The organism is Stenotrophomonas sp. SMYL86, assembly GCF_036320025.1.
GTDB classification, from domain to species: Bacteria; Pseudomonadota; Gammaproteobacteria; order Xanthomonadales; family Xanthomonadaceae; genus Stenotrophomonas; species Stenotrophomonas maltophilia_A.
The window spans coordinates 69,231-90,828 of record NZ_JAWIRU010000001.1 but is presented as its reverse complement, the minus strand read 5'-3'; the positions used below and the strand labels follow the sequence as shown (position 1 = coordinate 90,828).

Here is a 21,598-nt window from a genome sequence, read left to right as displayed (position 1 = left end):
GGAACACCATGTCCAGAACTGCTTTCCATGTCGTTGTTTTCCTTGTCGGCCTGCTGGCCGTGTGCTGGATCGGCATTGGCTACGTTTCGGTGCATCCGCTGGGTGCAGCGGTGGCGGCGATCATCGCGGCCTGCTACATCGCCGGTGGCGTGGAGCTGTACCGCTATCGGCAGGCCAGCAACGGCCTGCGTGGCGCGCTGAGCGATCTCTCCAGCGCGAAGGAAAGCCTTGCCCCCTGGCTGGAGCGCGTGCCGATGGGCCTGCGCAACGCCGTGCGCCTGCGCGTGGAAGGCGAGCGCACCGCCCTGCCCGCGCCGGTGCTGACCCCCTATCTGGTTGGACTGCTGGTGCTGCTGGGCATGCTCGGCACCCTGCTGGGCATGATGGACACGCTGCGCGGCACTGGCCTGGCCCTGCAGAGCGCGACCGACATGGCCGCCATCCGCGGCTCGCTGGCCTCGCCGGTGCAGGGCTTGGCGGTGGCGTTCGGCACCTCGATCGCCGGTGTTGCCAGTTCGGCCATGCTCGGCCTGCTGGCGGCGCTGCTGCGCCGTGACCGCCTGCAGGCCGTGCAGCAGCTGGACCGTGCCATTGCCGGCGACCTGCACCCGTACTCGCAGGCCTGGCAGCGCGCCGAGTCGCTGCGACTGCTGCAGGCACAGTCCGCCGCGCTGCCGGCGCTGGTCGACCGCCTGCAGGCGATGACCAGCACCTTCGAACAGCACAGTGCGGCCGCCAATGAGCGCCTGCTGGCCGGCCAGGCCGAGTTCCTGACCCAGAGCCAGGCGCTGCAGGAACGCCTGGCCGTCTCGCTGCAGCAGTCGCTGCGCGAGGGTGCCGAGGCCAGCGCCGCCGCCATCGGTGGCGCGCTGCAGCCGATGGCCGAGACCACCCTGGCCGGACTGGCCCACCATGGTGAGGCGCTGCATGCCCGTGTCGAACAGGCGGTGCAGCAGCAGTTGTCTGGCCTGAGCGAAGGCTTCGAGCGCAGCCGCGTGGCGACCGAGGCCAGCTGGGCCAAGGCGTTGAGTGAACAGAGCCAGACACAGCAGGCACTGGTCAGTGATCTGCGTCAGCACCTGCAGGCCTTCAGCGATGGCCAGGGCACGCAGGCCGAAGCACTGGTGACACGCATCGGCGAGCGCCTGCATGCCGATGCCAGCGGCAATGCCGAGGCCTGGCGCGCCGCCGCCGAACAGCAGCAGGCATTGAATACCGCGCTGGTCGAACGCCAGCAGCAGGCATTGCTGGCCACCAGCGAGCATCTGGACGTGCGTGCGCAGGCGCTGCTGCAGGCACTGGAACAGCATCACAGCGCCAGCCAGGCGCTGCTGCAGAATCATGAAGAGCAGCGCTCGCAGCAGTGGCAGGCCGCTCAAGCCGCCGCCGCCACCGCACACGCCGAACTGCAGGCCCGCCTGGACAGCCGCGAGCAGCAGCGCCAGGCACGCTGGGATGCGGTCAGCGCCGAACTGCAGCAGGCCCACGCCGCGCTGCAGGCCCAGCTGCAGGCCGGCGACGAACAGCGCCTGCAGCGTTGGAGCGATGCCCTGCAGCACGTTTCCACGGAGCTGGCCGAACGCCTGCAGGCCAACGGCGAACGCCTGGCCGCGCAGCAGCAGCAGGTCTGCGACACGTTGGCCGAGACCGCACAGCAGATCGGCGAGAACGGTCGCGCGCAGGCCAGCGCCACGCTGGCCGAAGTGTCCACCCTGCTGCAGACCGCGGCCGCTGCACCGAAGGCCGCCGCCGACGTCATCAACGAGCTGCGCAGCACGCTCTCCGAGAGCCTGGTGCGCGACAACGCGATGCTGGAAGAACGCGGCCGGCTGCTGGCCACCGTGCAGACCCTGCTGGATGCGATCAACCATGCCTCGCACGAACAGCGCACCGCCGTGGACGCGCTGGTCGGTGGTTCGGCCGAGCTGCTGGAACGCGTCGGCAACCGCTTCACCGACCATATCGCCGCCGAGACCGGCAAGCTGGATGGCATTGCCGCAGCGCTCAGCGGCAGCGCCGGTGACGTCGGCCAGCTGGCTGGCGCCTTCGGCGATGCGGTTGCGCAGTTCGGCAGCGCCTCCACCGAGCTGTCCGGCCGTCTGGAACAGATCGGCGGCGCACTGGATGCCTCGCTGGCCCGCAGCGACGAGCAGCTGGCCTACTACGTGGCGCAGGCGCGCGAGGTGGTCGACCTCAGCCTGCTGTCGCAGAAGCAGGTGATGGAAGAACTGCAGCAGCTGGCCACGCGCCGCGGCAAGGCCGGCAGCGCATGAGCGACGAGCTGGAGGTCGACGGCGGTTCGCACGCCCCGATCTGGGCCGCCTTTGGCGACCTGATGTCGGTGCTGCTGGGCGCGTTCGTGCTGATACTGGTCGGTGTGGTCGCCGTGCAGCTGGAGCTGTCGCAGCGGCTGGACCAGGAAGTGAAGCAGCGCCAGGCCGAAGCCAAGCGACTGCAGACGCTGGAACAGGCGCTGGCCGGCCCGCTGGCCGCCGGTCGCGTGACCCTGGTCGATGGACGCATCGGCATCAGTGGCAGCGTGCTGTTCGCGCTGAACTCCGACCAGCTGCAGCCGGAAGGCCAGGAGCTGCTGCGCAGCCTGGCCGCACCGCTGGCCGCCTACCTGGGCAGCCGCGAAGAAATCCTGATGGTCAGCGGCTTCACCGATGACGCGCCGGTGCGCGAAGGCAACCGCCGTTTCGCCGACAACTGGGAGTTGTCGGCGCAGCGGTCGCTGACCGTGACCCGCACCCTGATCGCCGATGGCGTACCGGCCGACGCGGTGTTCGCCGCCGCGTTCGGCAGCGAGCAGCCGGTCAGCTCCAATGCCAGCGAAGACGGCCGCGCGCGCAACCGGCGCGTGGAAATCGCGCCGATTGCCAAGCCCAAGGCCCCGGATGCCAAGTAAGCCGCCCGCACTGGAAGGCCTGCGCGCACTGGTGCGCGACCTCGATGCGGGGTCGCGCTCGCTGCCGCATTACCCGCAGGTGCCGATGCTGCAGCAGGTGCAGCGCGAGTGGTCGGAACTGCGCAGCGAACTGCAGGTGCGCCGCTCGCTGCGCACCGAAGCCCCCGCCGACGGCGGCCCGCTGAACTCGGCGGTGCTGGTGCAACGCATGCTCGATACGATGCAGGCGACCAGCCCCGGTTACCTGCGCCACTTCATCGACTACGTGGACACCCTGTCCTGGCTGCAGGCGCTGCAGGATGGCGCCGCCAGCGGCGGCGATACCGCGAAGCCAAAGCGCACGCGCAAGCCGCGCAACGCGGGTTGATCGCGCGTTGATGCCGACCTCGTTCGGCGCCCCTGGATACGACAATCCTGTTCCGCGCTCCTGGTAGACGCCAACCTTGGTTGGCGCTCCACCAACGATGCCGCGCATGCCAACCAAGGTTGGCATCTACCAATGCACGCGTCGGCATGCACGCGTGTAGCGGTGTCACCAGACAGTCATCTGTCTAGCGCACCATTTTCACGTTGATCCACGGCGCCTGCAGCGCCACCGGTCGCATCGCTTGTCTCCCCTTTTGAACTCCATGAGCTCCGCGCCCGTGCGGTGGCTCGTGCCTGCCTGAGTGTCCGTAACATGACGAAGACTTTGTTGGCCGCTGCGCTGTCGATCGCGCTCGCTCCCGCGGCCTGGGCGCAGGATGCTGCCCCGACCTCCACTGGCACGTCCGCCACCGATCTCGATGCGGTTTCGGTGATCGGCAGCGGTGAAGCGCGCCAGGTGCAGCGCATCACCCGCGAGAACCTCGACATCCTGCCGCCGGGCACCAGCCTGCAGAAGACGCTCAATCTACTGCCTGGCGTCAACGCGCAGTCGGCCGATGCGCTGGGCACCAACGAGCAGTCGATGACACTGAGCCTGCGCGGCTTCAACTCCACCCGTCTCGGTTACACGCTCGACGGCGTGCCGCTGGGCGACGGCGCGTACAACAACTACAACGGCCTGACCATCAACCGTGCGCTGATCAGCGAGAACATGGCCGGCGCGGAACTGGCGGTGGGCATCGGCAGCCTCGGTACGCCGTCCACCAGCAACCTCGGCGGCACCATCTCGTATACCTCTGACCGCCCAGCCCAGGAGTTGGGTGGCCGCGTGGTGCAGACCTTCGGCAGCGATGCCAACCGCCGCACCTTCGTGCGCGTGGACAGCGGCGAGTACAACGGCTTCTCCGGCTACGTTTCCGGCATGAATGCCGTCTCCGATCTGTGGAACGACCAGACCGCCTACAACAAATCCACCACCAAGCAGTTCAACGCCAAGGGCGTGTGGAACTTTGGCCGCGGCCAGATCACCGGTTTCGTCGATACCTCGCGCACCACCCAGGCGGACTACTTCTACCTGTCCAAGGACGAGGTGTCGCGCGGGCTGGGCTGGGACTGGGGCGGCTACGCGCCGGACTGGAACAGGGCGGTGGCCAAGGCCTACTGCAACACCGCCAGCTTCAATGCGAAGAAGTGCGACAACAGCGGCCCGGACAAGGATGCCGACGGTGCCTTCACCGCCGGCCAGATCCTGCGCGATGACAACCTGTACTACCTGGCCGGCGATTTCTTCCTGGCCGATGGCTTCAGCCTGCGGGCGCTGGCCTACCACCACGATGACCGTGGTGAAGGCCACAACTGGAACAGCGGCGCGTGGTCGAACAAGGGCACCGCGCAGGAGATCCCGATCATCTTCCGCAACACCATCTATACCATCGACCGCGACGGCGGCACGCTGTCGTTCGACTGGGAGCTGGGCGCACACCGCATCGAAGGCGGCGTCTGGTACGAGCGCAACACCAGCAGCGCCGAGCGCTACCAGACCGCCGTGGACGGCCCGCGTGACCTGAGCGGCATGAACACCCTGCCCTCCGATGTGGGCGTGTTCGCCCAGCGCACCCGCTGGAAGACCCACCAGTTCTTCCTGAAGGACACCTGGCGCCTGCTCGATGACCGCCTGACCCTGGAGTTCGGCGCCAAGAGCCTGTACGCCACCTCCGATGCACAAGCACTGCCGGGCGATGCGAAGACGCCGATCTCGCCGACCTCCAACAACCAGTTCGCCACCGGTTCGTTGAAGGCCAGCAAGAATTTCCTGCCCAGCATCGGCGCCAACTTCCGCCTGGCCGAGCACCACGAGATCTTCGCCAGCTACGCCGAGAACATCGCCATGTTCCAGGGCGGCTTCAAGCTGGGCCCGCAGGCGGTCAGCCAGGCCACCTGGAATGCGCAGGGCAACCTGAAGCCGGAGGAGTCACGCTCGCTGGAAGCCGGCTACCGCTTCGTCACCGATACCCTGCAGGCCTCGATCGCGGCCTACAGCGTGCGCTTCGACAACCGCCTGCTGCAGTACAACCCCTGTGACTCGCGCCAACCGGTCGGCCCGACCTGCGGCAACCGCTTCTACAACGTTGGCGGCGTCGACAGCCGCGGCGCCGAGCTGACCGTGCTGTGGACCCCGAACGAGCACTTCAGCTGGTACACCTCGGCCTCGCTGAACCGTTCGACCTACGCCTCCAACTACGTGCAGGCCGGTGTCGAGCAGCAGATCAAGGGCAGGATCCAGACCGATACGCCCAAGCAGCTGCTGGCCACCGAGATCACCTGGCGCGACAACGGCTGGTTCGCCAGCCTGCGTGGCAAGTACACCGGCGAGCGCTTTTACACCTACACCAACGACCAGGGCTTCGGCGGCTTCACCGTATTCGATCTGGCCGGTGGCTATGACTTCGGCCAGGTCGGCTTCGCCAAGGGCATGCGCCTGTCGCTCAATGTGACCAACCTGACCAACAAGCGCTACGCCAGCAACCTGGATTCGAGCGTGTTCGCGCCCAGCGACCCCGCCGGCAAGCTGTACGTGTTCCATGCCTCGGCACCGCGCCAGGTGTTCGGTACGATCGACCTTCGCTTCTGATCTTCCGCCCGGAGTCCACTGATGCTCACGACCGCCCTGCTGCTGGCCACCCTCTCCGCCAGCGGATACTCCGCTCCGCATGAGGCAACGGGTGCACCACCGCGCACCCTGCAGCTGGGCGGTCGTACCTATGTGGACAAGGGCCTGGTCGCTGCCGGACGGTTGCCCGCGGGCACGGTGGACTTCCTCGGCGATACGCTGGGCTCGTTTTCGTCGCTGGCGGTGCAGCCCGGCACCTGGAAGCGCACCGCCAGCGGCTACGAAGGCGTGCTCTGGACCCTGCCCGACCGCGGTCGTAATGATCCCGAGGCCGGCCTGTTCTACGACTACGCCGGTCGCGTGGAGCGCATGCAGCTGCGCATCGACGTTACCCCGGGCAAGCCTGCGCTTGGCACGCTGAGCATGGTGCCCGACAAGGGCGTGGTACTTAAGGATTTCAAGGGGCAGCCGTTCACCGGTGCCGACCCGGGTGAGTACACGATCACCCAGCGCGAGGTGGTGCTGCCCTCACCGGCCAGCGGCGCAGGCGCGGGCAAGGTCTCGCTGGATGCGGAGTCGCTGCAGTTCACCGCCGATGGCCACTTCTACATCGGCGATGAGTACACCGCCAACGTCTACTACTTCGATGCACAGGGCCAGCTGCAGGGCGTGATCGTGGCGCCGCCGGCGATCCGTCCGCAGCGCGATGGCAAGCCCGCCTTCGGTTCGCTGGCGGCGCCGCAGACTGGGCGCCGCAACAACCAGGGCGTGGAAGGCATGGGCCTGTCCCCCGACGGTACCCGCCTGTTCGTGGCCCTTCAGAGCGCGACGCTGCAGGACAGCGCAAAAGGCAACTCGGCCGGGCGCATCAACACCCGCGTGCTGGTCTACGACGTGACGGCCTCGCCGACGCCGCAGCAACCGATCGGCCATTACGTGATGGCCCTGCCCGCCTATGCACACGACGGCAAGGGCAAGCTGGACCGCACCGCCGCGCAGAGCGAGCTGCGCGCATTGGACGACAATCGCTTCCTGCTGCTGGCCCGCGATGGCAACGGTCTGGGCAAGGACGGCGATGACCCGATCGTCTACAAGTCGGTGCTGCTGGTGGATGTGGCCGATGCCAGCAACCTGGCAGGAAGCAACTATGAGTCCGGTACGGCCTCGGTGCTGGCCGACCCGGCGGGCACCGTGTTGAAGGACGGCATCGTGCCCGCACGCAGTGACGAACTGCTGAACCTGCTCGACCGCCCGCAGCTGGCGCGTGCCGGCCTTGACCTGAACACCAAGCGCGGCCCGCATGCCGGGCTGCTCTCGGAAAAGTGGGAAGCCATGGACGTACTGCCAGCGCTGGACCCGCAGCATCCGAACGACGTGCTGTTGCTGATCGGCAACGACAACGACTTCATCGCCCGTCACTGCCGCATGCAGGGCCAATCCTGCGACAGCCCGTTCGACAACGACAACCGCGTACTGGTCTACCGCCTGACCCTGCCCTGACCGCAACGGGTATTGCCGCAACCGTCTCGCTCGAAAGCCTGGTAGTGCCGGCCGCTGGCCGGCATCACGCCCAGACCGACCACGCATGTGGGTACTCGCCAATCTGCCCGGCAAGATCAGCGCGCACCGGATTCCCAGGATGTACAGCGCCTGCTCAGCCCCCACCGCAACCGGTAGTGCCGGCCGCTGGCCGGCATCACGTCCAAGCCGACCACGCATGCGGATACTCGCCAACCTGACGGGCAAGACCAGCGCGCACCGGATTCCCGAGGATGTACAGAGCTTGCCGCGCCAGCGACTCCTCAGCCCTCACTGCATGATCGAAGTAGCCAGGCTGCCATACCGTACTTCGACGGCCAGCCAGGCGATTCAAGGCAAGCGCGCTCGACGACTTCATTCGGCGCGCAATGCCTGAAAGGGGACCTCCGCGCAGCTCGAACATCCAGTGGACGTGATCCGGCATGACGACCCATGCGAGTGACTGCACCAGCCCCCGACGTTCGATGTAATGGAACTGGTCGATTACACATGCCACTGCAGCTTCGCTTTCAAAGAGCCGGCGGCGCTGATGTGTCGTCGTTGTCAGAACGTAGACCTGACCGACAATGGAACGCCGGCCCAGGCGGAGGCGGTGGCTGCTCATGCCCCATGGTGGAGCGATCATTGCGCGTTGAACGTCAGGCCATGCCTCGATGGATGTTCGGAGATGTCTGAAGTTGAATGAGGTTGCCGGCCAGCGGCCGGCACTACCGGGGGCCATGGGTTGCCGGCAGGTGGTCGGAATATGCAGGACTCACCCGCGCAGGGTGGCGCCGCCGTCCACGTACAGGTCACTCATCGCCACGTGCCCGGCCTGCTCGGAGAGCAGGAACATCACCGAATGAGCGATGTCTTCCGGGGTGGCCAGCTTGCGCAGCGGGATGCCGGCCTTGTACGTCTCCAGGCTGCCGGCGATCACCCGCTCGGCACCGTGCGCGTCCTGCCACATGCCGGTCTGCATCGGGGTCAGCGTTGAACCCGGGGCGACGATGTTGCAGCGGATGCCCAGCGGCGCCAGCTCCAGCCCGAGGCAGCGGGTGAACATCGTGGCGGCGGCCTTGGACGCGGCATAGGCGGCCATGCCGTGCCGCGGCACGCCGGCGGCATTCGAACTGACGGTGACGATCGCGCCCTGGCCTCGCGGTGACATCACCCGCGCCAGCGCACGGCCAACATGGAACACACCATCGGCGTTGACTGCGAACACCCGGCGCCAATCGGCATCCGTGGTCTCCGCAACAGCTCCCACATGCAGAACACCCGCCACGCTTGCGGCGAGGCCGATCGGCCCAATGCTGGCTTCCACACGATCCACCAGGGCGTCCACCGCTACGCTGTCGGTCACATCGAGCGCAAATGCCTGCACACGTGCATCCACTACCACAGGCGCCTCGCGGTCGGTTGCCACCACAGTGCAGCCGGCCTCGGCCAACAGCCGTACCAGTGCCTCGCCGATGCCGCCGGCGGCACCGGTCACCAGTGCCACGCGACCTTCAAAGCCGGTCAACTGCATGTTGCGATCTCCTGTTGCTCATCCCAGTGGCCCAGGCGCGCCGACAACCACGGTGCCAGCTGCGCCACCGCATCGCGTCCGGTCAGCTCGGCATGCAGGAACGGCAGTTCCAGCGCCTGCACCTTGCGCGCGTGCGTGCGCCACAACGCCGACTGCAGCTGCGGCCGCGTCTGATGATCCCGGCCAGCGCGCACGTGCACCAGCGTGCCGTCGAACGGTTGGTGGATGTGTTCGCGGATCAACCGGTTGGTGCCGGTCACCGCACGCACCACGCCATCGAGCACTACATCCGGCAGGCTACCGAGCGCACTACCGCCACGGCGCAGGAAACCAAGAATGCGTTCACGGCTGTCCAGCTCCGGATGCGCCTCCGGGTCATGGCCTGCAATCGCCAGCAGCGCACGCAATGCGGCGATGGCATCGGGTTCCGGCTCAGCCCGCCAGCATTCGCTGGGGTAGGCGTCGAGCAGCACCAGCTCGCCGACTTCGCGCCCGATTTCATGCAGGCGCACCGCCATCGCCTGGGCGAGGATGCCGCCCACCGACCAGCCCAGCAGATGCACCGGTCCCTTCGGTTGCAGCGTGACCACCCGCTGCACATAGTCATTGGCCATGGCTTCGATGCTGGACGGCAACGGCTGCTTCGGATCCAGCGCGGGCGACTGCAGGCCATATACCGGGCGTGCCGGCTGCAGGGCGCGCGCCAGCGTCCGGTAGTTCCAGGCGATGCCACCGGCCGGGTGCAGCACGAACAACGGAGTGGGCCCGTCAGCATCAGTGGCAGCCAACGCGATCACCGGCCCCAACGCGTGGTCGGCCAGCGCCGGCGGTTCGCCAATGCGCGTCGCCAATGCGGCCACGGTCGGCTGCGCGAACAAGGCACCGAGGCCGAGGTCACAGCGCCAGCGTTGTTCGATCGCCAGCAGCAGGTGCACCGCGGACAGCGAGTCGCCGCCGAGGCTGAAGAAGTCCGCATCGACCGCCACGGGCGCTTCACGCCCGAGTGCCTGGGCAAACAGCACCGCCAGCTCCTGTTCCAGCGGCGTGCGCGGCGCCAGTCCGGCAATCTCGTTCTGCGGCGGCTTCGGCAACGCGTTGCGGTCGAGCTTGCCGTTGGCGGTCACCGGCCACTGATCCACGCCAACGAACGCCGACGGCACCATGTAGTCCGGTACGTGCGTGGCCAGCTGGCTGCGCAGCATCACGGCATCGGCAAGCGCCGCTGGCACATAGGCCACCAGCCGGGCATCGCCCGGCGTGTCCTGGCGCAGCAGCACTTCCACGCGCTCCATGCCCGGCAGCTCGCGCAGTGCCGCCTCGATCTCGCCCAGCTCGATGCGCAGGCCGCGCAGCTTCACCTGGTGGTCGCTGCGGCCCAGGTATTCGACTGCGCCATCGCTCCGCCAACGCCCCACGTCGCCGGTGCGGTAGATGCGCTCCCCTGGCAGGAAGGGATCGGCCAGGAAGCGTTCGGCGGTCAGGTCATCGCGGCCGAGATAGCCACGCGCCAGCTGCACGCCGCCCAGATACAGATCGCCCGGCACACCCACCGGCAGCGGCTGCATCCGCGCGTCAAGCACGTACAGGCGTGTGTTCCAGACCGGGAAGCCGATCGGTACCGGCCGTGAGCGGTCCTGCGCAGAGGCCGGCCAGTAGCTCACGTCCACGGCCGCTTCGGTCGGGCCATACAGATTGTGCAGTTCGGCCTGCATGCGCGCATTGAAACGATCACGCAACGACGCGTCCAGCGCTTCGCCACTGGTGAACACGCGGCGCAGCTGCAGGTCTTCAGAGGCCGGCGCGGCAAGGAACGCGTCGAGCATCGACGGCACGAAATGCGCGGTGGTGATGCCATGCGCACGGATCAGCCGCGCCAGCTCGGTCGGATCTCGATGCGCGTCCGGGCCCGCCACCACCAGCGTCGCGCCGCACAGCAGCGGCAGGAAGAACTCCCAGACCGAAACATCGAACGTGGCCGGGGTTTTCTGCAGAACACGGTCATCGGAACGGATGCCGTAGTGCTCGCGCATCCACAGCAGGCGGTTGACGATGGCGCGGTGCTCGATGACGACGCCCTTCGGCTCGCCGGTCGAACCGGAGGTATAGATCACATAGGCTGCATCGCTGGGCGCCGGATCGGCCCACGGTGCTGCGAAACTCAGCGCGGTCCATTGATCGGGGGCAAGCACCGGCACACCGTCCATGCGCGCCGATACCTCTGCCGCAGCCAGTACGCACGCCGGCTGCGCCGAGGCGAGAATACGCGCGAGGCGCTCATCGGGATGGGCAAGGTCCAGCGGCAGGTAGGCGGCACCCGCACGCAGCACCGCCACCAGCGCGATCACCAGTTCCAGCGAGCGCGGCAATGCCACCGCCACCACACTGCCCGGACCGACCGCCATCGCGCGCAGTTGTGCCGCCAGCGCGAAACTCCGCGCTTCCAGCGTTGCGTAGTCCAGCGTGGTGTCGCCGAACACCAGCGCAGGCGCGTGCGGATCACGGTCCATGCCCTGCTGCAGCAGTTCAACCAACGTAGTCTGTGGCAGCGCATGCGCGGTGGCATTGAAACCATGCACCACCTGCTGCGCTTCTGCGACGGTGGCCAGCGGCACCGCCGCGATGTCTCCGGCCTCCAGCGCCGCCGATACGAAATGCAGCAACCGGGTCGCGTGCGCCTCGACATCCTCCCGACTGTACAACGCGGGATTGGCTTCGATCTCCAGATCCAGCAGGTGCTGGCCGTCGCCACGGAAGCCCAGCGTCAGATCATCCACCGGCCCGGTGCACAGCACTTCCAGCGTCGCCCGCACGCCGTTCAGTGCCAGTGGCTTGTAGAACGGCTGCACATTCACCAGCGGACCGTGCAGGCGCTGCTGCGCGCCCACCAGGCCCAGGTCGCGGCGCAACTGCTCGCCACGGTAGCGGCCGTGCTTGCGGCCCTGGCTGAGCTGCCGGCCCAATGCCCGGGTAAACGCCTCGGCACTGCCCTCGCCGGCCGCCACCCGCAGCGGCAGCACATTCATCACCATCGCCGGCACCCGCGCCGATGCGTTGCCGAGCCGCCCCATGTAGGGCACCCCCAGCACCACTTCATCGGCGGCGCTCATCCGCCGCAGGTACTCGGCCGACAACGCGGCCAGCACATCCGGCCAGGGCTGCAGCCAACGCACCGATGCCTGCAGCAGCTGCTCACGGAATGCAGCATCGAGCGGCTGCACCCAGCGCAGCGCGTCGTCACTGGCCGCGAGCGTACCGGCCAGGCCCGCGCCCGCCGGCGCGCCCTGCATCTGTTCGCGCCACCACTGCCCGGCTTGCGTGCGGCGCGGGTCGGCACGATAGGCGGCATCATCGGCCAGCACGCCCGCCAGTCCCGGCAGTGCCTCACCCGCACGACCGGCATACAAGGCGCATACGCGATCAGTGAACAGCGCCATGCCATAGCCATCGGCTGCAAGGTGATGCACACGCAGATACCAGACCCAGCGCTGGCCACCCAGATCGAACAACACCTGCTGGCTTATGCGGTCGCGGGTCGGATCGACCGCGCTGAGCCGGTCGGCCTGCATCAGGGCACGCGCCGCCGATGCCGGGTCGGTATCGCCGGATAGATCGCGCACCGACAGCAGCGGCACATGCGTCGGGTCATGCCACTGCAGCGGCTGGCCATCGGCACCTTCGGCAAAGCGCAATGCGAAGGCCTCGGTTTCAACCGCCGCCCGGTTGGCAGCCGCCATGAATGCGGCCACGTCCAGCGCACCCTCGATCCACACGGCATGCGCGGTATTGAACGACGGATTCTCCGGTGCCAGCCGCTGTGCGAACCACAGTCCGGCCTGGGCCTCGGTCAGCGCCACCGGCGTGGCCAGCGCGGCGGCGTTCATGCGTTCTGCGCGGCCTGCAGCGTCTGCACCACACCCCACCACTGGCGCAGCGTGGTGTGTTCGGCCAGCTGCGAGAACTCCAGTGGCAGGCCGGTGTTGCCCCAGGCCAGGACCAGGCCGAGCATGCGCATCGAATCCAGGTCCAGATCGATCAGGTTGTCGTCGTCACCGATCTCGGCCGGCGTACATTCCAGAACGCGCGCCACGTCGGCACGCATCCGCTCCAGATCCAGCATCTCACCCGTGGCAGCCATCACAGCACCTCCAGCAGCTGATCGGTGGTCATCGGCACGCCACAGGTGCGTGCGATCCAGTGCAGCGCCTGATCGTGATCGGCACGCGAAAAGTCCGCCACCGCATCGGCTGCGATGAACGCCTCGATATCGCGCTGGAAGGCCTCGACCGCGGTCGCGGTGCAGCCGATATGGGCGTACACGCCGGTCACCAGCAACTGGTCCCGCCCACGCACTCGCATCAGCGTCTCCAGGTTGCTGCGCTGGAACGCGCTGTAGCGGTGCTTCACCAGCACATGCTCGCCCGGCTGTGGTGCCAGCGCCTCGATGATCGGCTCATGATCGGCACTGCGGCGCATGCCCGGGCCCCACAGGTCGGCCTGCAGGCCACGGTCGCGGCGGTCCTGGTCGCCATGCTGGGCGGTGTAGAACACCGGAATGCCATGTGCGCGACAATGCGCCAGCAGGCGCGCGATGTTGTCCACCGCCGGCCGCAGCGGCGCGTTTCCGGCATCGAACGCGGCCAGGAAGTAGCGCTGCATGTCGTGTACCAGCAGCGCGACACGATCGCGCTGCGGGCGCCAGGGCCCGCGCGCCTGCGGCAGTTCGGCAGCGGTCGGCAAGGAATAGTTGGTGATGCGGGGCAGCGCCATCAGCGCGTTCCTCCTGTCTGTTGCAGATGACGCGCGCGCAGCTGCGCGCGCAGTTCGCGGCGGCTGATCTTGCCGACCGCAGTGGTATCGAAGCTTTCGACGAACACGACCTGGTCCGGCACCTTGAACGCGGCCAGGCCGCGCGTACGCATCCAGGCCTTCAGTGCCGGCGCCTTGATCGGCTCACCCTGCTGGATCACGAAGGCGCAGCTGCGCTCACCGAGATACTCGTCGGGAATGGAGACCACGGCGGCGTCGAACACACCCGGGTGGGCCAGCAGGTGGTCCTCGATCTCTTCGGCGGAGATCTTCTCGCCCGCGCGGTTGATGTGGTCACCGGCACGGCCCTGCACCACCAGATAGCCGCCGGCCAGCTGCTGCACGCGGTCACCGGTGCGGTAGAAGCCGTCGTCGGTGAACGAGCGCGCATTGGCCACCGCATCATTGTGATAGCCACGGATGGTGTACGGGCCGCGGGTCAGCAGATGGCCCACTTCGCCTTCGGCCACCGGCTGGTCGTGGTCATCGACCACGCGCACTTCGTCGTCCGGGCTGATCGGCCGGCCCTGGCAGGCCACGATCAGTTCCTCCGGATCATCCAGGCGGGTGTAGTTGACCAGGCCCTCGGCCATGCCGAACACCTGCTGCAGGGTGCAGCCCAGGCCGTCGATCACGCGCCGCGCGGCTTCAGGCACCAGTTTGGCACCGCCCACCTGCAGCACCTGCAGGCTGGACAGATCGTGCGGAGTGGTTGCCGCTGCCTGCGCCCACAGCAGCGCCAGCGGCGGCACCAGGCCACAGCAGGTCACGCGCTCGCGGGCGATCAGCGGGAAGGCCGCATCCGGGCCGGGACCGGGGCTGAGCACCACGCGGGCGCCGGCATACAGCGCACCGAAGAAGCCGGGCGAACTCATCGGGAAGTTGTGCGCGGCCGGCAGCGCGACCAGGTAGACGCTGTCGCGGTCGATGCCGCAGAGGTCATTGCTGGCGCGGAACGAGTAGATGTAGTCGTCGTGCGTGCGCGGGATCAGCTTGGACAGGCCGGTGCTGCCACCGGAGATCTGCAGGAACGCCACCGACTGCGGGTCCGGGTCGGCCGGCAGCTCGCTGCGATCGCCCTGCAGCGCCTGCAGCGCGGTGAACTCCGCCGCATCGCCGTCGATGACCACGTGGCGCAGCGCCGGCACCTCGGCCTGCAGCGCCCGCGCCAGTCCGCGATGATCAAAGCCATCGTGCAGGTCGGCAGTGATGTAGGCACTGGCCTCGGCCTTGTTCGCGAAGTGCACCAGCTCGGTGATGCGATGCGCAGGCAGTGCGTACACCGGCACCAGTCCGGCCCGGAACAGGCCACAGATCGTAGTGATGAAGCCGGCGGTGTTGCCCAGCTGCACCAGCACCCGCTCACCGGGCTGCAGGCCGAGTGCCAGCAGGCCCGCGCCGATGCGTCCGGCCTCATGCCACAGCTGCGCGTAGCTCAGGCGGATATCACCGGCGACCACCGCGATGTCATCCGCATAGCGTTCCGCGCGCTCGCGCAGGAACGCCGGGAAGGTCTCGCCCCGCCAGTGGCCGGCCTCGCGATAGCGCGCCATCAGTTCATCAGGCCACACCTGCTGCAGTGGCAGGCGGGAGGAATCAGTGGAGGTAGTCATGCGGCAGGCTCGATGACGGGCGCGGATTCCTGGACACCCAGCGCGTTCAACAGGGCAGCGAACTTCGCCGCGGTTTCGGCCACCTCGGCCTCGGGTTCCGATTCGGCGACGATGCCGGCACCGGCATACAGGCGCAGCTGCGTGCCCTGCAGGCGTGCGCAGCGGATCGCCACGTACCAGTCGCCGTCACCCTGCGCATCCAGCCAGCCCACGGCGCCGGCGTAGAAGCCGCGCGGCACCGGTTCCAGTTCGCGGATGCGCTGCAGTGCCGCCAGCCGCGGCGTACCGCAGACCGCCGGCGTGGGGTGCAGCTGTGCCAGCAGTTCGGCGGCAGACGTCTGCGGATCCTTCAGGGTGGCATGGATGCGGGTGCCCAGGTGCCACATGCTGGCGGTGGCATGCAGCATCGGCCGTGGCTGTGCATCGATGTGGCTGCAGTACGGTGCCAGGCCCTCGACGATGGCGTCCACCACATGGCGATGCTCGTCATGGTCCTTGGTCGAGGCCAGCAGCGCCTGCGCGGCACGCTCGTCCTCGGCAGCATCGGCGCTGCGGCGTGCTGACCCGGCGAGCGGATGCGACAACAGTTCGGCACCGCGCTTGCGCAGCAGCAGTTCCGGGGTTGCCCCCACCAGCCACGCCGGCGCCTGGCCCAGCTCCACCGGCAACGGCACCGCGTAGGTCGCCACCGACGGATCCGCGCCCAGGCGTGCCAGCAGCACGTCCGGCGACAGCGCCTGGCGGGTGCGCGCCAACAGGCTGCGCGCCAGCACCACCTTGTGCAGGTTCTGCTCGGGCGCACGCAGGACCTGCACCGCCGCGGCAACCGCTGACGCATAGTCCTGCGGCACAGGCTCGGCCCGCAGGGCGCCGTCCAGCGGCGGTGCGGCCTGCGGTTGCAGTGCCAGCGCAGGCAGCAGGCGCTCGGGCTGGTACAACGCATCGTCCGCGCGCGGTTCGAACGGCACCGCGCCAACCAACAGGCCCGGACCACCGCGCTGCTGGGCAAAGAACTCCGAAACGCGCTCTGCCAGCGTCGCCAGTGCACCGACCGGCAGCGCGGCGCGGCACCCGCGTGCGTGCACGTGCTGGCCCGCATGCTGCAGCAGGAACAGCGACGCGTCGTCGGTGTTCTCCTGCGGCGCTGGCGCAGCCTCCGGCCACGCGCCCTGCATCAGGGAATCGTTCATGGGGTCTCCTTCATCCGATGCGCTGCGGCCAGCGCGCACAGCAACAGCAGCAGCGCGCCGACCAGCAGGTAAGGCAGGCTTGGCCCGCCGCGATACAACAGCGTGCCGAGCATCGGCCCGGCCACCATGCCCAGCCCCTGCGCGGCCGCCACCGTGCCGGCCGCGGCGCCCTGCTCGTGCGCCTCCACCGCATCGGCGGCCAGCGCCTGGAACGAGGGGAATACGAAACCCATGCCGAACGCGGCCAGCGCGTACGCCGCCGGCAACTGCCAGGCCTGCTGCACGCCGGCCACCGAAGCGAAACCGATGCCGGAAATCAACGCACCCAGGATGATCCAGCGCCGCGGATGCACCTCCAGCTTCATCACCAGCGCCTGCGCCAGGATCAGGCCGACGCCGACCGCCGTGAGCGCGATACCCGCCATGCGGGCGCCCGCCGCTGCATCCAGGCCGAGGCGGTCGATCGCGAAGAAGCCGACCGTGACCTGCGCGATGGTCACCGAGACCATCGCAATGAACGCCGCCAGCTGTGGCAGGCGCAGGCGTGGATCGAGACGGCTCATCGGCTGGCGGCGTTGCGCAGAAGCGCTCTCCACCGGCGGCGTGGCCGGCAGCCGCCAGGCCAGCAATGCCAGCGCAAGCAGCGGCAACAGTGCGGCCACATACAGCGCCAGCGACAGATTCGTATAGGCCAGCCAGCCAGCGGCGGCCGGGCCAAGCACCATCCCCAGTGCGTTGGCGCTGCCCAGGCGGGCGAGGAATTTCGCACGCTGCCCGGTCGGTGCCTTGTCGGCGATCAGCGCGGCAGCGGTAGGAGGCACCGCGGCGTAGAACAGGCCGATCAGGCCACGCGCACCGACCAGCACGAGCACCGATACCAACACCGGCGGCACCGCCTGCAGGGCCACGTCGATGAACACCGCCAGCGCGATGTAGACCACGGTGTAGGCACTCATCGCCAGCATCAGCACGCGCTTGCGGCCGATGCGGTCGCTGAGCTGGCCCCACGGGCGCGCGGCCAGCATCCACAACACACCGGCGGCGGTGACCGAGAGGCCGGCATGCCACTCGGACAAACCGAGCATGCGGACCACCGGGCCGATCACGGCGACAAAGGACATCATCGCCATGGTGCCGATCAGGGCAGCCAACACCAGCGCCGGCAAGCCGGGAACGACGGGACGTGCGTGCATGAAACACCAGCCGTAACAGGAAAGGATGGCCGGGCGCGTCTGTACGCCCCCGCCCGGCATCAGTCCTGCTGAGGGCCCGATGCCATCCTTAAATGATAACGGCTCGTATTTGCATTTGATACCCATTCTCTTGAATGGTCATGCAACAGTGGGTTCAGCGCATTGCACGCAGGCCCAGCAGACCACGGCGCTTGAACCACCACTCCAGCGGCAGCGTCACCAGCGGCGGGATCGCCGCCAGCAGGGCCAGGGCACTGGCCCACCACGGCCAACGCAGGCGTACTGCCGCGAACAGCGTCACCGCCACGTAGACCAGGAACGCCACGCCGTGCAGGGGGCCGAACAGCTTGACCAGCGCAACGTTGGCCATCGGGCCGTACTTCATCCACATGCCGATGAGCAGGCCGGCCCAGGTCACGGCCTCGATGAAAGCGACCGCCGCGAACAGGCGTCCAGTCGGGTGCATGGGGGAACGTTGGGTCACGCGGAGCTCCGTCATCGGGATATCAAATGCGAATGATACGCAGATGCGAACCCCATGTAGAGTCGAGCCGTGCTCGACTGCTGGAACGTGTCCACCAGGGTGGACACCTACCGGAGCACATCCGGCAGAACCTGCTCGCCGATCTCGCGCAGCACGGCGTCCATCGGTCGTCCGTTGTCGACCAGATTGAACATCACATGCGCCACGCCCTGCGCATGCACGCGCCGCAGATAGTCGCGCAGCCCGTCGCGGCCGACCTTCAGGCCCAGCGGCAATGGCTCGGCGGGCGCCTGCGGATCCGCCTGCAGGTCCAGCTGCATCGACTGCACGAACGGCTTGCCTGCCCCGCCGCGCTGCACCAGCGCCTGCTGCCACAGGCCGATGCGCCCTTCCTGCGCAACCTCCTCGCGGTGATAGGTGGCCCAACCTTCGGCCTCACGCGCGATCCACTGCAGGCTCTGCCGCGCAGTACCCACCACCAGCATCGGAATGCGCGTCGCCGGTGCCGGCAGCACATCGAAGCCACCGGTCGCCTGCAGTACGGCGGTCCGCTCATCGGCCTCCGGTGACAGTGCCGCGCGCAACAACGTCCAGCGCTCACGGAACGTCGCCGCCCTGCCCTCCAGATCCTCGCCGAACGCAGCAAATTCTTCCGGGCGGTCACCCGAACCCAGCCCGAGCACGAAGCGCCCGCGACTGATCCGGTCCAGGCTCAGCGCCAACTTCGCCACCTGCAACGGCTGCCGCAGCGGCAGCACAATGGCTGCGCTGCCGACCACGATGCGCTCGGTCGCTGCAGCCAGCATGCCCAGCCACAGGAACGGGTCATCCAGCGCACTCGCTGTTGCATCCGGGCCCTGCGGCACCATCAATGGCACGTCGCGCGTCCATAGCGCGGCGAAGCCAAGATCATCGGCCAGCCGTGCGATGCGCCGCGCCTCGTCCGGATCGGCCAGTCCATACGCCGCAACCGGCGTCATCAGGCCCAGGCTCAGTCCTTGTTGAGGAAACAACGAAGCATGGGCGGGATTGAATTCACTCATGCCGCCAGCTTAGCCTGCAGGTCTGCGGCAACGATGATGCGCCGCCCACCACAGGAAGAACACTGCATGCCAAGGATCCGCCCTGCCCACGCCGATGACCTGCCTGCGATCAGCGCGGTATGCCTGGCTGCGTTCACTGCAGCGGTGGCGCCTTCGCTCAGCGCTGCCGGTATCGCCACCTTCGGCAGTGTCGCAGCAGCCGACGCATTTGGTGCGCGCCTGCAGGGTGACAACCACATCCTGTTGGCCGAACAGGATGCGCGCGTGGTCGGCGTGGTCGAACTGAAGGAGGGCCGGCACCTGGCAATGCTGTTCGTCGATCCCGCCTGCCAGGGCCAGGGCATCGGCCATGCCTTGTTCGAAGCCGTGCTGCCGCAGGTACGCGAGCCGGTACTGACAGTGCGCGCCTCGCTCAACGCAGTGCCTACCTACCTGCGCTATGGCTTTGTGCTGGATGGGGAGGTCGGCGAGTTCAACGGGCTGGTGTACCAGCAGATGGTGCGGGCAGCGGCCTGAAGGCATCCGCCCGGCAATGCCCGGTGGGCGTCATGCCCTGCGGCACGCCTGTCATAAGCAAACTGAATCAGCAGGCTCCCCGGCGGTTCCTACAATGGCCTGTCACCCTGCCCTTCGAGATGCTGCCGATGCGCGTCGCGCTTTCCGTGTTGCTGCTGGCTTCGGCGCTGAGCGCCTGCACCCCGGCCCCGGTATCCACCGCCAATTCCGCCGAGGCACCCGCGCCGGCATCCGCCATCGCCTGGCGCCAGGGCGATGTGGACGATGCCTTCGCCGAAGCCGCCGACAGCGGCAAGCCGGTGCTGCTGTACTGGGGTGCGGTCTGGTGCCCGCCGTGCAACCAGCTCAAGGCGGGCCTGTTCAAGGACCCGGCCTTCATCGCGCTGACCAGCAAATTCGTTCCCGTCTACCTGGATGGCGACGAGGAAGGTGCGCAGGCCTGGGGCGAACGCTTCGGCGTACGCGGCTATCCCACGCTGATCGTGCTGGACCCACAGCGCAACGAAATCACCCGCGTGGCCGGTGGCAATGACGCCGCCGAACTGACCCGGGCCCTGACCGTCGCTGCAGGCCGCCGCAGTGCTGTTGCCGCCACCTTGGCCACCGCGCTGGCAACGCCAGACCGGCTGGCCGCCGAAGACTGGCAGGTGCTGGGTGACTACGGCTGGGAAGTGGACGCCAACCGCCTGGCCGGCGAGCGCAGGAGCCAGGACGTGCTGCGCCAGTTGTCCAGGGCGGCACCCGACGCCGCCCTGCAGCGCCGTTTCGCCCTGCTGGCTCTGGCCACAGCCGAAAAGCCCGATGCCTCGCCCACCGAAGTGCGCGAGCTGCTGCAGGCCGTACTGGCACAACCGGCGGAAGTGCGCCGCAACCGTGAATTGCTCGGCTATGCAGGCGTGCAGCTGGTCAAGCAGGCCAGTGCCGGGCCGGCCACGTCCAACACCCTGGGCCAGCAATTGCTGGTCGCACTGGAGCGCGCCGATGCCGAGCGCGGTGATCGCGCCGACGACGCGTTGTCGCGTGCGCTGACCGAAGTATCGCTGGCCCGCCAGCAACAGCCCAAGGGCGCACTGCCCGCGCCGCTGGTCGAGCGGGTCAAGCAGCGCGTGGCCGCTGCTGATGCCGCCGCCACCGATGCGCATGCACGCCAGGCCACGATCAGCAGCGCGGTGTACGCATTGCGCGAGGTAGGTGACGACGCGGGTGCCGAGGCGCTGTTGCTGGCCGAGCTGAAGCGCAGCGAGCAGCCGTACTACTACATGCCCGAGCTGGCCGAACTGGCCGAGCAGCGCGGCGACACCGCCGGTGCGCTGGAGTGGTTGAAGCGCGCCTACGATGGTGCACAGGGCCCGGCCACCCGCGTGCAATGGGGCGTGCTGTACGTGGAAGGCCTGCTGAAGCTGGCGCCGGACGATGCACCACGCATCGAGCAGGCGACTGCGTCGCTGATCGCCGAGCTGGAGGCACAGCCGTCGGGTTACCACCAGCGTACTCGCCAGCGTTTCGAGCGCCTGGCCGGGCAGTTGAAGGCGTGGAGCGGCAAGCACCAGGGTGCGGAGACGCTGGCACGGCTGCAGCAGCGGATGCAGCAGGCGTGTGGTGACCAGGTGGATGGCGCCTGCAAGGACTGGTTGAGTTGAGTTGATGAAAGCGCTGGCGGCGGGTTCGCCTGCCGGCGCTTTTGTTGATCCGTGTGGGAGGGGGCGGGGGCCGCGCATCAGCGCGCCGGTCAGGGTTCGGAAAGCGGGTTCTGGTAGTGGCGGGGCGGGGGGGGGCCCCCCCCCGTCGCGGGATGGCGGGCCCCCGCCGGGCCGAC

Annotated in this window: 17 protein-coding genes; 7 read left to right on the top strand and 10 right to left on the bottom strand. The window is 68.2% G+C overall.

All coding sequences use genetic code 11. From position 1 onward, the window contains the following. Nucleotides 1-8: 8 nt before the first annotated feature. The 5 genes from V3B64_RS00385 to V3B64_RS00365 all read left to right on the top strand — a co-directional run bounded on the left by V3B64_RS00385 (nt 9) and on the right by V3B64_RS00365 (nt 7,385). Nucleotides 9-2,273, top strand: a complete 2,265-nt coding sequence (locus tag V3B64_RS00385; RefSeq protein WP_121503479.1) for a DUF802 domain-containing protein — start codon at nt 9-11, stop codon at nt 2,271-2,273. Beyond that, nucleotides 2,270-2,908 carry an OmpA family protein gene (locus tag V3B64_RS00380; protein WP_088026228.1) on the top strand — a complete coding sequence of 213 codons (639 nt, stop codon included), beginning with the start codon at nt 2,270-2,272 and terminating at the stop codon, nt 2,906-2,908. The genes V3B64_RS00385 and V3B64_RS00380 overlap by 4 nt, the downstream gene beginning before the upstream one ends. Then, complete coding sequence (locus tag V3B64_RS00375) at nt 2,826-3,275, top strand: DUF2894 domain-containing protein (RefSeq protein WP_329913325.1); 450 nt, start codon at nt 2,826-2,828, stop codon at nt 3,273-3,275. Before V3B64_RS00380 ends, V3B64_RS00375 begins: the two co-directional genes overlap by 83 nt. A gap of 312 nt (nt 3,276-3,587) precedes the next feature. After that, the gene (locus tag V3B64_RS00370) at nt 3,588-5,906 is read left to right on the top strand and encodes a TonB-dependent receptor (RefSeq protein ID WP_329913324.1); all 2,319 of its coding nucleotides are present in this window, start codon (nt 3,588-3,590) and stop codon (nt 5,904-5,906) included. A 21-nt stretch (nt 5,907-5,927) separates the two neighbouring features. Then, nucleotides 5,928-7,385: an esterase-like activity of phytase family protein gene (locus tag V3B64_RS00365; protein WP_329913323.1), complete on the top strand. Its 1,458-nt coding sequence runs from the start codon at nt 5,928-5,930 to the stop codon at nt 7,383-7,385. A gap of 196 nt (nt 7,386-7,581) precedes the next feature. Here V3B64_RS00365 and V3B64_RS00360 read toward each other — a convergent pair whose 3' ends face one another. The 10 genes from V3B64_RS00360 to V3B64_RS00315 form a co-directional block, all read right to left on the bottom strand. After that, nucleotides 7,582-8,028 (bottom strand): transposase, encoded by a 447-nt coding sequence (locus V3B64_RS00360; RefSeq protein WP_329913322.1) that lies wholly within the window; start codon nt 8,026-8,028, stop codon nt 7,582-7,584. A 150-nt stretch (nt 8,029-8,178) separates the two neighbouring features. Beyond that, complete coding sequence (locus tag V3B64_RS00355) at nt 8,179-8,937, bottom strand: 2,3-dihydro-2,3-dihydroxybenzoate dehydrogenase (RefSeq protein WP_329913321.1); 759 nt, start codon at nt 8,935-8,937, stop codon at nt 8,179-8,181. Beyond that, nucleotides 8,928-12,818, bottom strand: coding sequence for an enterobactin synthase subunit F (locus V3B64_RS00350; protein ID WP_329913320.1), 3,891 nt, complete (start codon nt 12,816-12,818; stop codon nt 8,928-8,930). The genes V3B64_RS00355 and V3B64_RS00350 overlap by 10 nt, the downstream gene beginning before the upstream one ends. Next, nucleotides 12,815-13,072 carry a phosphopantetheine-binding protein gene (locus V3B64_RS00345; protein WP_119006391.1) on the bottom strand — a complete coding sequence of 86 codons (258 nt, stop codon included), beginning with the start codon at nt 13,070-13,072 and terminating at the stop codon, nt 12,815-12,817. The genes V3B64_RS00350 and V3B64_RS00345 overlap by 4 nt, the downstream gene beginning before the upstream one ends. Next, nucleotides 13,072-13,704 carry an isochorismatase family protein gene (locus V3B64_RS00340; protein ID WP_071229060.1) on the bottom strand — a complete coding sequence of 211 codons (633 nt, stop codon included), beginning with the start codon at nt 13,702-13,704 and terminating at the stop codon, nt 13,072-13,074. Before V3B64_RS00340 ends, V3B64_RS00345 begins: the two co-directional genes overlap by 1 nt. Then, complete coding sequence (locus V3B64_RS00335; protein WP_329913319.1) at nt 13,704-15,356, bottom strand: AMP-binding protein; 1,653 nt, start codon at nt 15,354-15,356, stop codon at nt 13,704-13,706. The genes V3B64_RS00340 and V3B64_RS00335 overlap by 1 nt, the downstream gene beginning before the upstream one ends. Continuing rightward, a complete protein-coding gene (locus tag V3B64_RS00330) occupies nt 15,353-16,546 on the bottom strand; it encodes an isochorismate synthase (RefSeq protein WP_329913318.1) in 1,194 nt (397 codons plus the stop codon). Before V3B64_RS00330 ends, V3B64_RS00335 begins: the two co-directional genes overlap by 4 nt. Continuing rightward, nucleotides 16,543-17,739 carry an MFS transporter gene (locus V3B64_RS00325; RefSeq protein WP_153855532.1) on the bottom strand — a complete coding sequence of 399 codons (1,197 nt, stop codon included), beginning with the start codon at nt 17,737-17,739 and terminating at the stop codon, nt 16,543-16,545. Before V3B64_RS00325 ends, V3B64_RS00330 begins: the two co-directional genes overlap by 4 nt. 154 nt (nt 17,740-17,893) lie before the next feature. Beyond that, a complete protein-coding gene (locus V3B64_RS00320; protein WP_032129991.1) occupies nt 17,894-18,205 on the bottom strand; it encodes a DUF3817 domain-containing protein in 312 nt (103 codons plus the stop codon). 125 nt (nt 18,206-18,330) lie between these two features. Further along, nucleotides 18,331-19,266: a TIGR03571 family LLM class oxidoreductase gene (locus V3B64_RS00315; RefSeq protein WP_329913317.1), complete on the bottom strand. Its 936-nt coding sequence runs from the start codon at nt 19,264-19,266 to the stop codon at nt 18,331-18,333. A gap of 66 nt (nt 19,267-19,332) precedes the next feature. On the opposite strand from V3B64_RS00315, the gene V3B64_RS00310 reads away from it, so the two are divergent. Both V3B64_RS00310 and V3B64_RS00305 read left to right on the top strand, forming a co-directional pair. Beyond that, nucleotides 19,333-19,782 carry a GNAT family N-acetyltransferase gene (locus V3B64_RS00310; protein WP_329913316.1) on the top strand — a complete coding sequence of 150 codons (450 nt, stop codon included), beginning with the start codon at nt 19,333-19,335 and terminating at the stop codon, nt 19,780-19,782. Between the two features lie 119 nt (nt 19,783-19,901). Next, nucleotides 19,902-21,422: a thioredoxin family protein gene (locus V3B64_RS00305; protein ID WP_329913315.1), complete on the top strand. Its 1,521-nt coding sequence runs from the start codon at nt 19,902-19,904 to the stop codon at nt 21,420-21,422. Nucleotides 21,423-21,598 lie beyond the last annotated feature (176 nt).

What these genes read in the sequence shown, in the direction of transcription:
- V3B64_RS00385 (WP_121503479.1), top strand. Translation starts at nt 9, where the DNA reads ATGTCCAGAACTGCTTTCCATGTCGTTGTTTTCCTTGTCGGCCTGCTG.
- V3B64_RS00380 (WP_088026228.1), top strand. Translation starts at nt 2,270, where the DNA reads ATGAGCGACGAGCTGGAGGTCGACGGCGGTTCGCACGCCCCGATCTGG.
- V3B64_RS00375 (WP_329913325.1), top strand. Translation starts at nt 2,826, where the DNA reads ATGCCAGCGAAGACGGCCGCGCGCGCAACCGGCGCGTGGAAATCGCGC.
- V3B64_RS00370 (WP_329913324.1), top strand. Translation starts at nt 3,588, where the DNA reads ATGACGAAGACTTTGTTGGCCGCTGCGCTGTCGATCGCGCTCGCTCCC.
- V3B64_RS00365 (WP_329913323.1), top strand. Translation starts at nt 5,928, where the DNA reads ATGCTCACGACCGCCCTGCTGCTGGCCACCCTCTCCGCCAGCGGATAC.
- V3B64_RS00360 (WP_329913322.1), bottom strand. Translation starts at nt 8,028, where the DNA reads ATGAGCAGCCACCGCCTCCGCCTGGGCCGGCGTTCCATTGTCGGTCAG.
- V3B64_RS00355 (WP_329913321.1), bottom strand. Translation starts at nt 8,937, where the DNA reads ATGCAGTTGACCGGCTTTGAAGGTCGCGTGGCACTGGTGACCGGTGCC.
- V3B64_RS00350 (WP_329913320.1), bottom strand. Translation starts at nt 12,818, where the DNA reads ATGAACGCCGCCGCGCTGGCCACGCCGGTGGCGCTGACCGAGGCCCAG.
- V3B64_RS00345 (WP_119006391.1), bottom strand. Translation starts at nt 13,072, where the DNA reads ATGGCTGCCACGGGTGAGATGCTGGATCTGGAGCGGATGCGTGCCGAC.
- V3B64_RS00340 (WP_071229060.1), bottom strand. Translation starts at nt 13,704, where the DNA reads ATGGCGCTGCCCCGCATCACCAACTATTCCTTGCCGACCGCTGCCGAA.
- V3B64_RS00335 (WP_329913319.1), bottom strand. Translation starts at nt 15,356, where the DNA reads ATGACTACCTCCACTGATTCCTCCCGCCTGCCACTGCAGCAGGTGTGG.
- V3B64_RS00330 (WP_329913318.1), bottom strand. Translation starts at nt 16,546, where the DNA reads ATGAACGATTCCCTGATGCAGGGCGCGTGGCCGGAGGCTGCGCCAGCG.
- V3B64_RS00325 (WP_153855532.1), bottom strand. Translation starts at nt 17,739, where the DNA reads ATGCACGCACGTCCCGTCGTTCCCGGCTTGCCGGCGCTGGTGTTGGCT.
- V3B64_RS00320 (WP_032129991.1), bottom strand. Translation starts at nt 18,205, where the DNA reads ATGCACCCGACTGGACGCCTGTTCGCGGCGGTCGCTTTCATCGAGGCC.
- V3B64_RS00315 (WP_329913317.1), bottom strand. Translation starts at nt 19,266, where the DNA reads ATGAGTGAATTCAATCCCGCCCATGCTTCGTTGTTTCCTCAACAAGGA.
- V3B64_RS00310 (WP_329913316.1), top strand. Translation starts at nt 19,333, where the DNA reads ATGCCAAGGATCCGCCCTGCCCACGCCGATGACCTGCCTGCGATCAGC.
- V3B64_RS00305 (WP_329913315.1), top strand. Translation starts at nt 19,902, where the DNA reads ATGCTGCCGATGCGCGTCGCGCTTTCCGTGTTGCTGCTGGCTTCGGCG.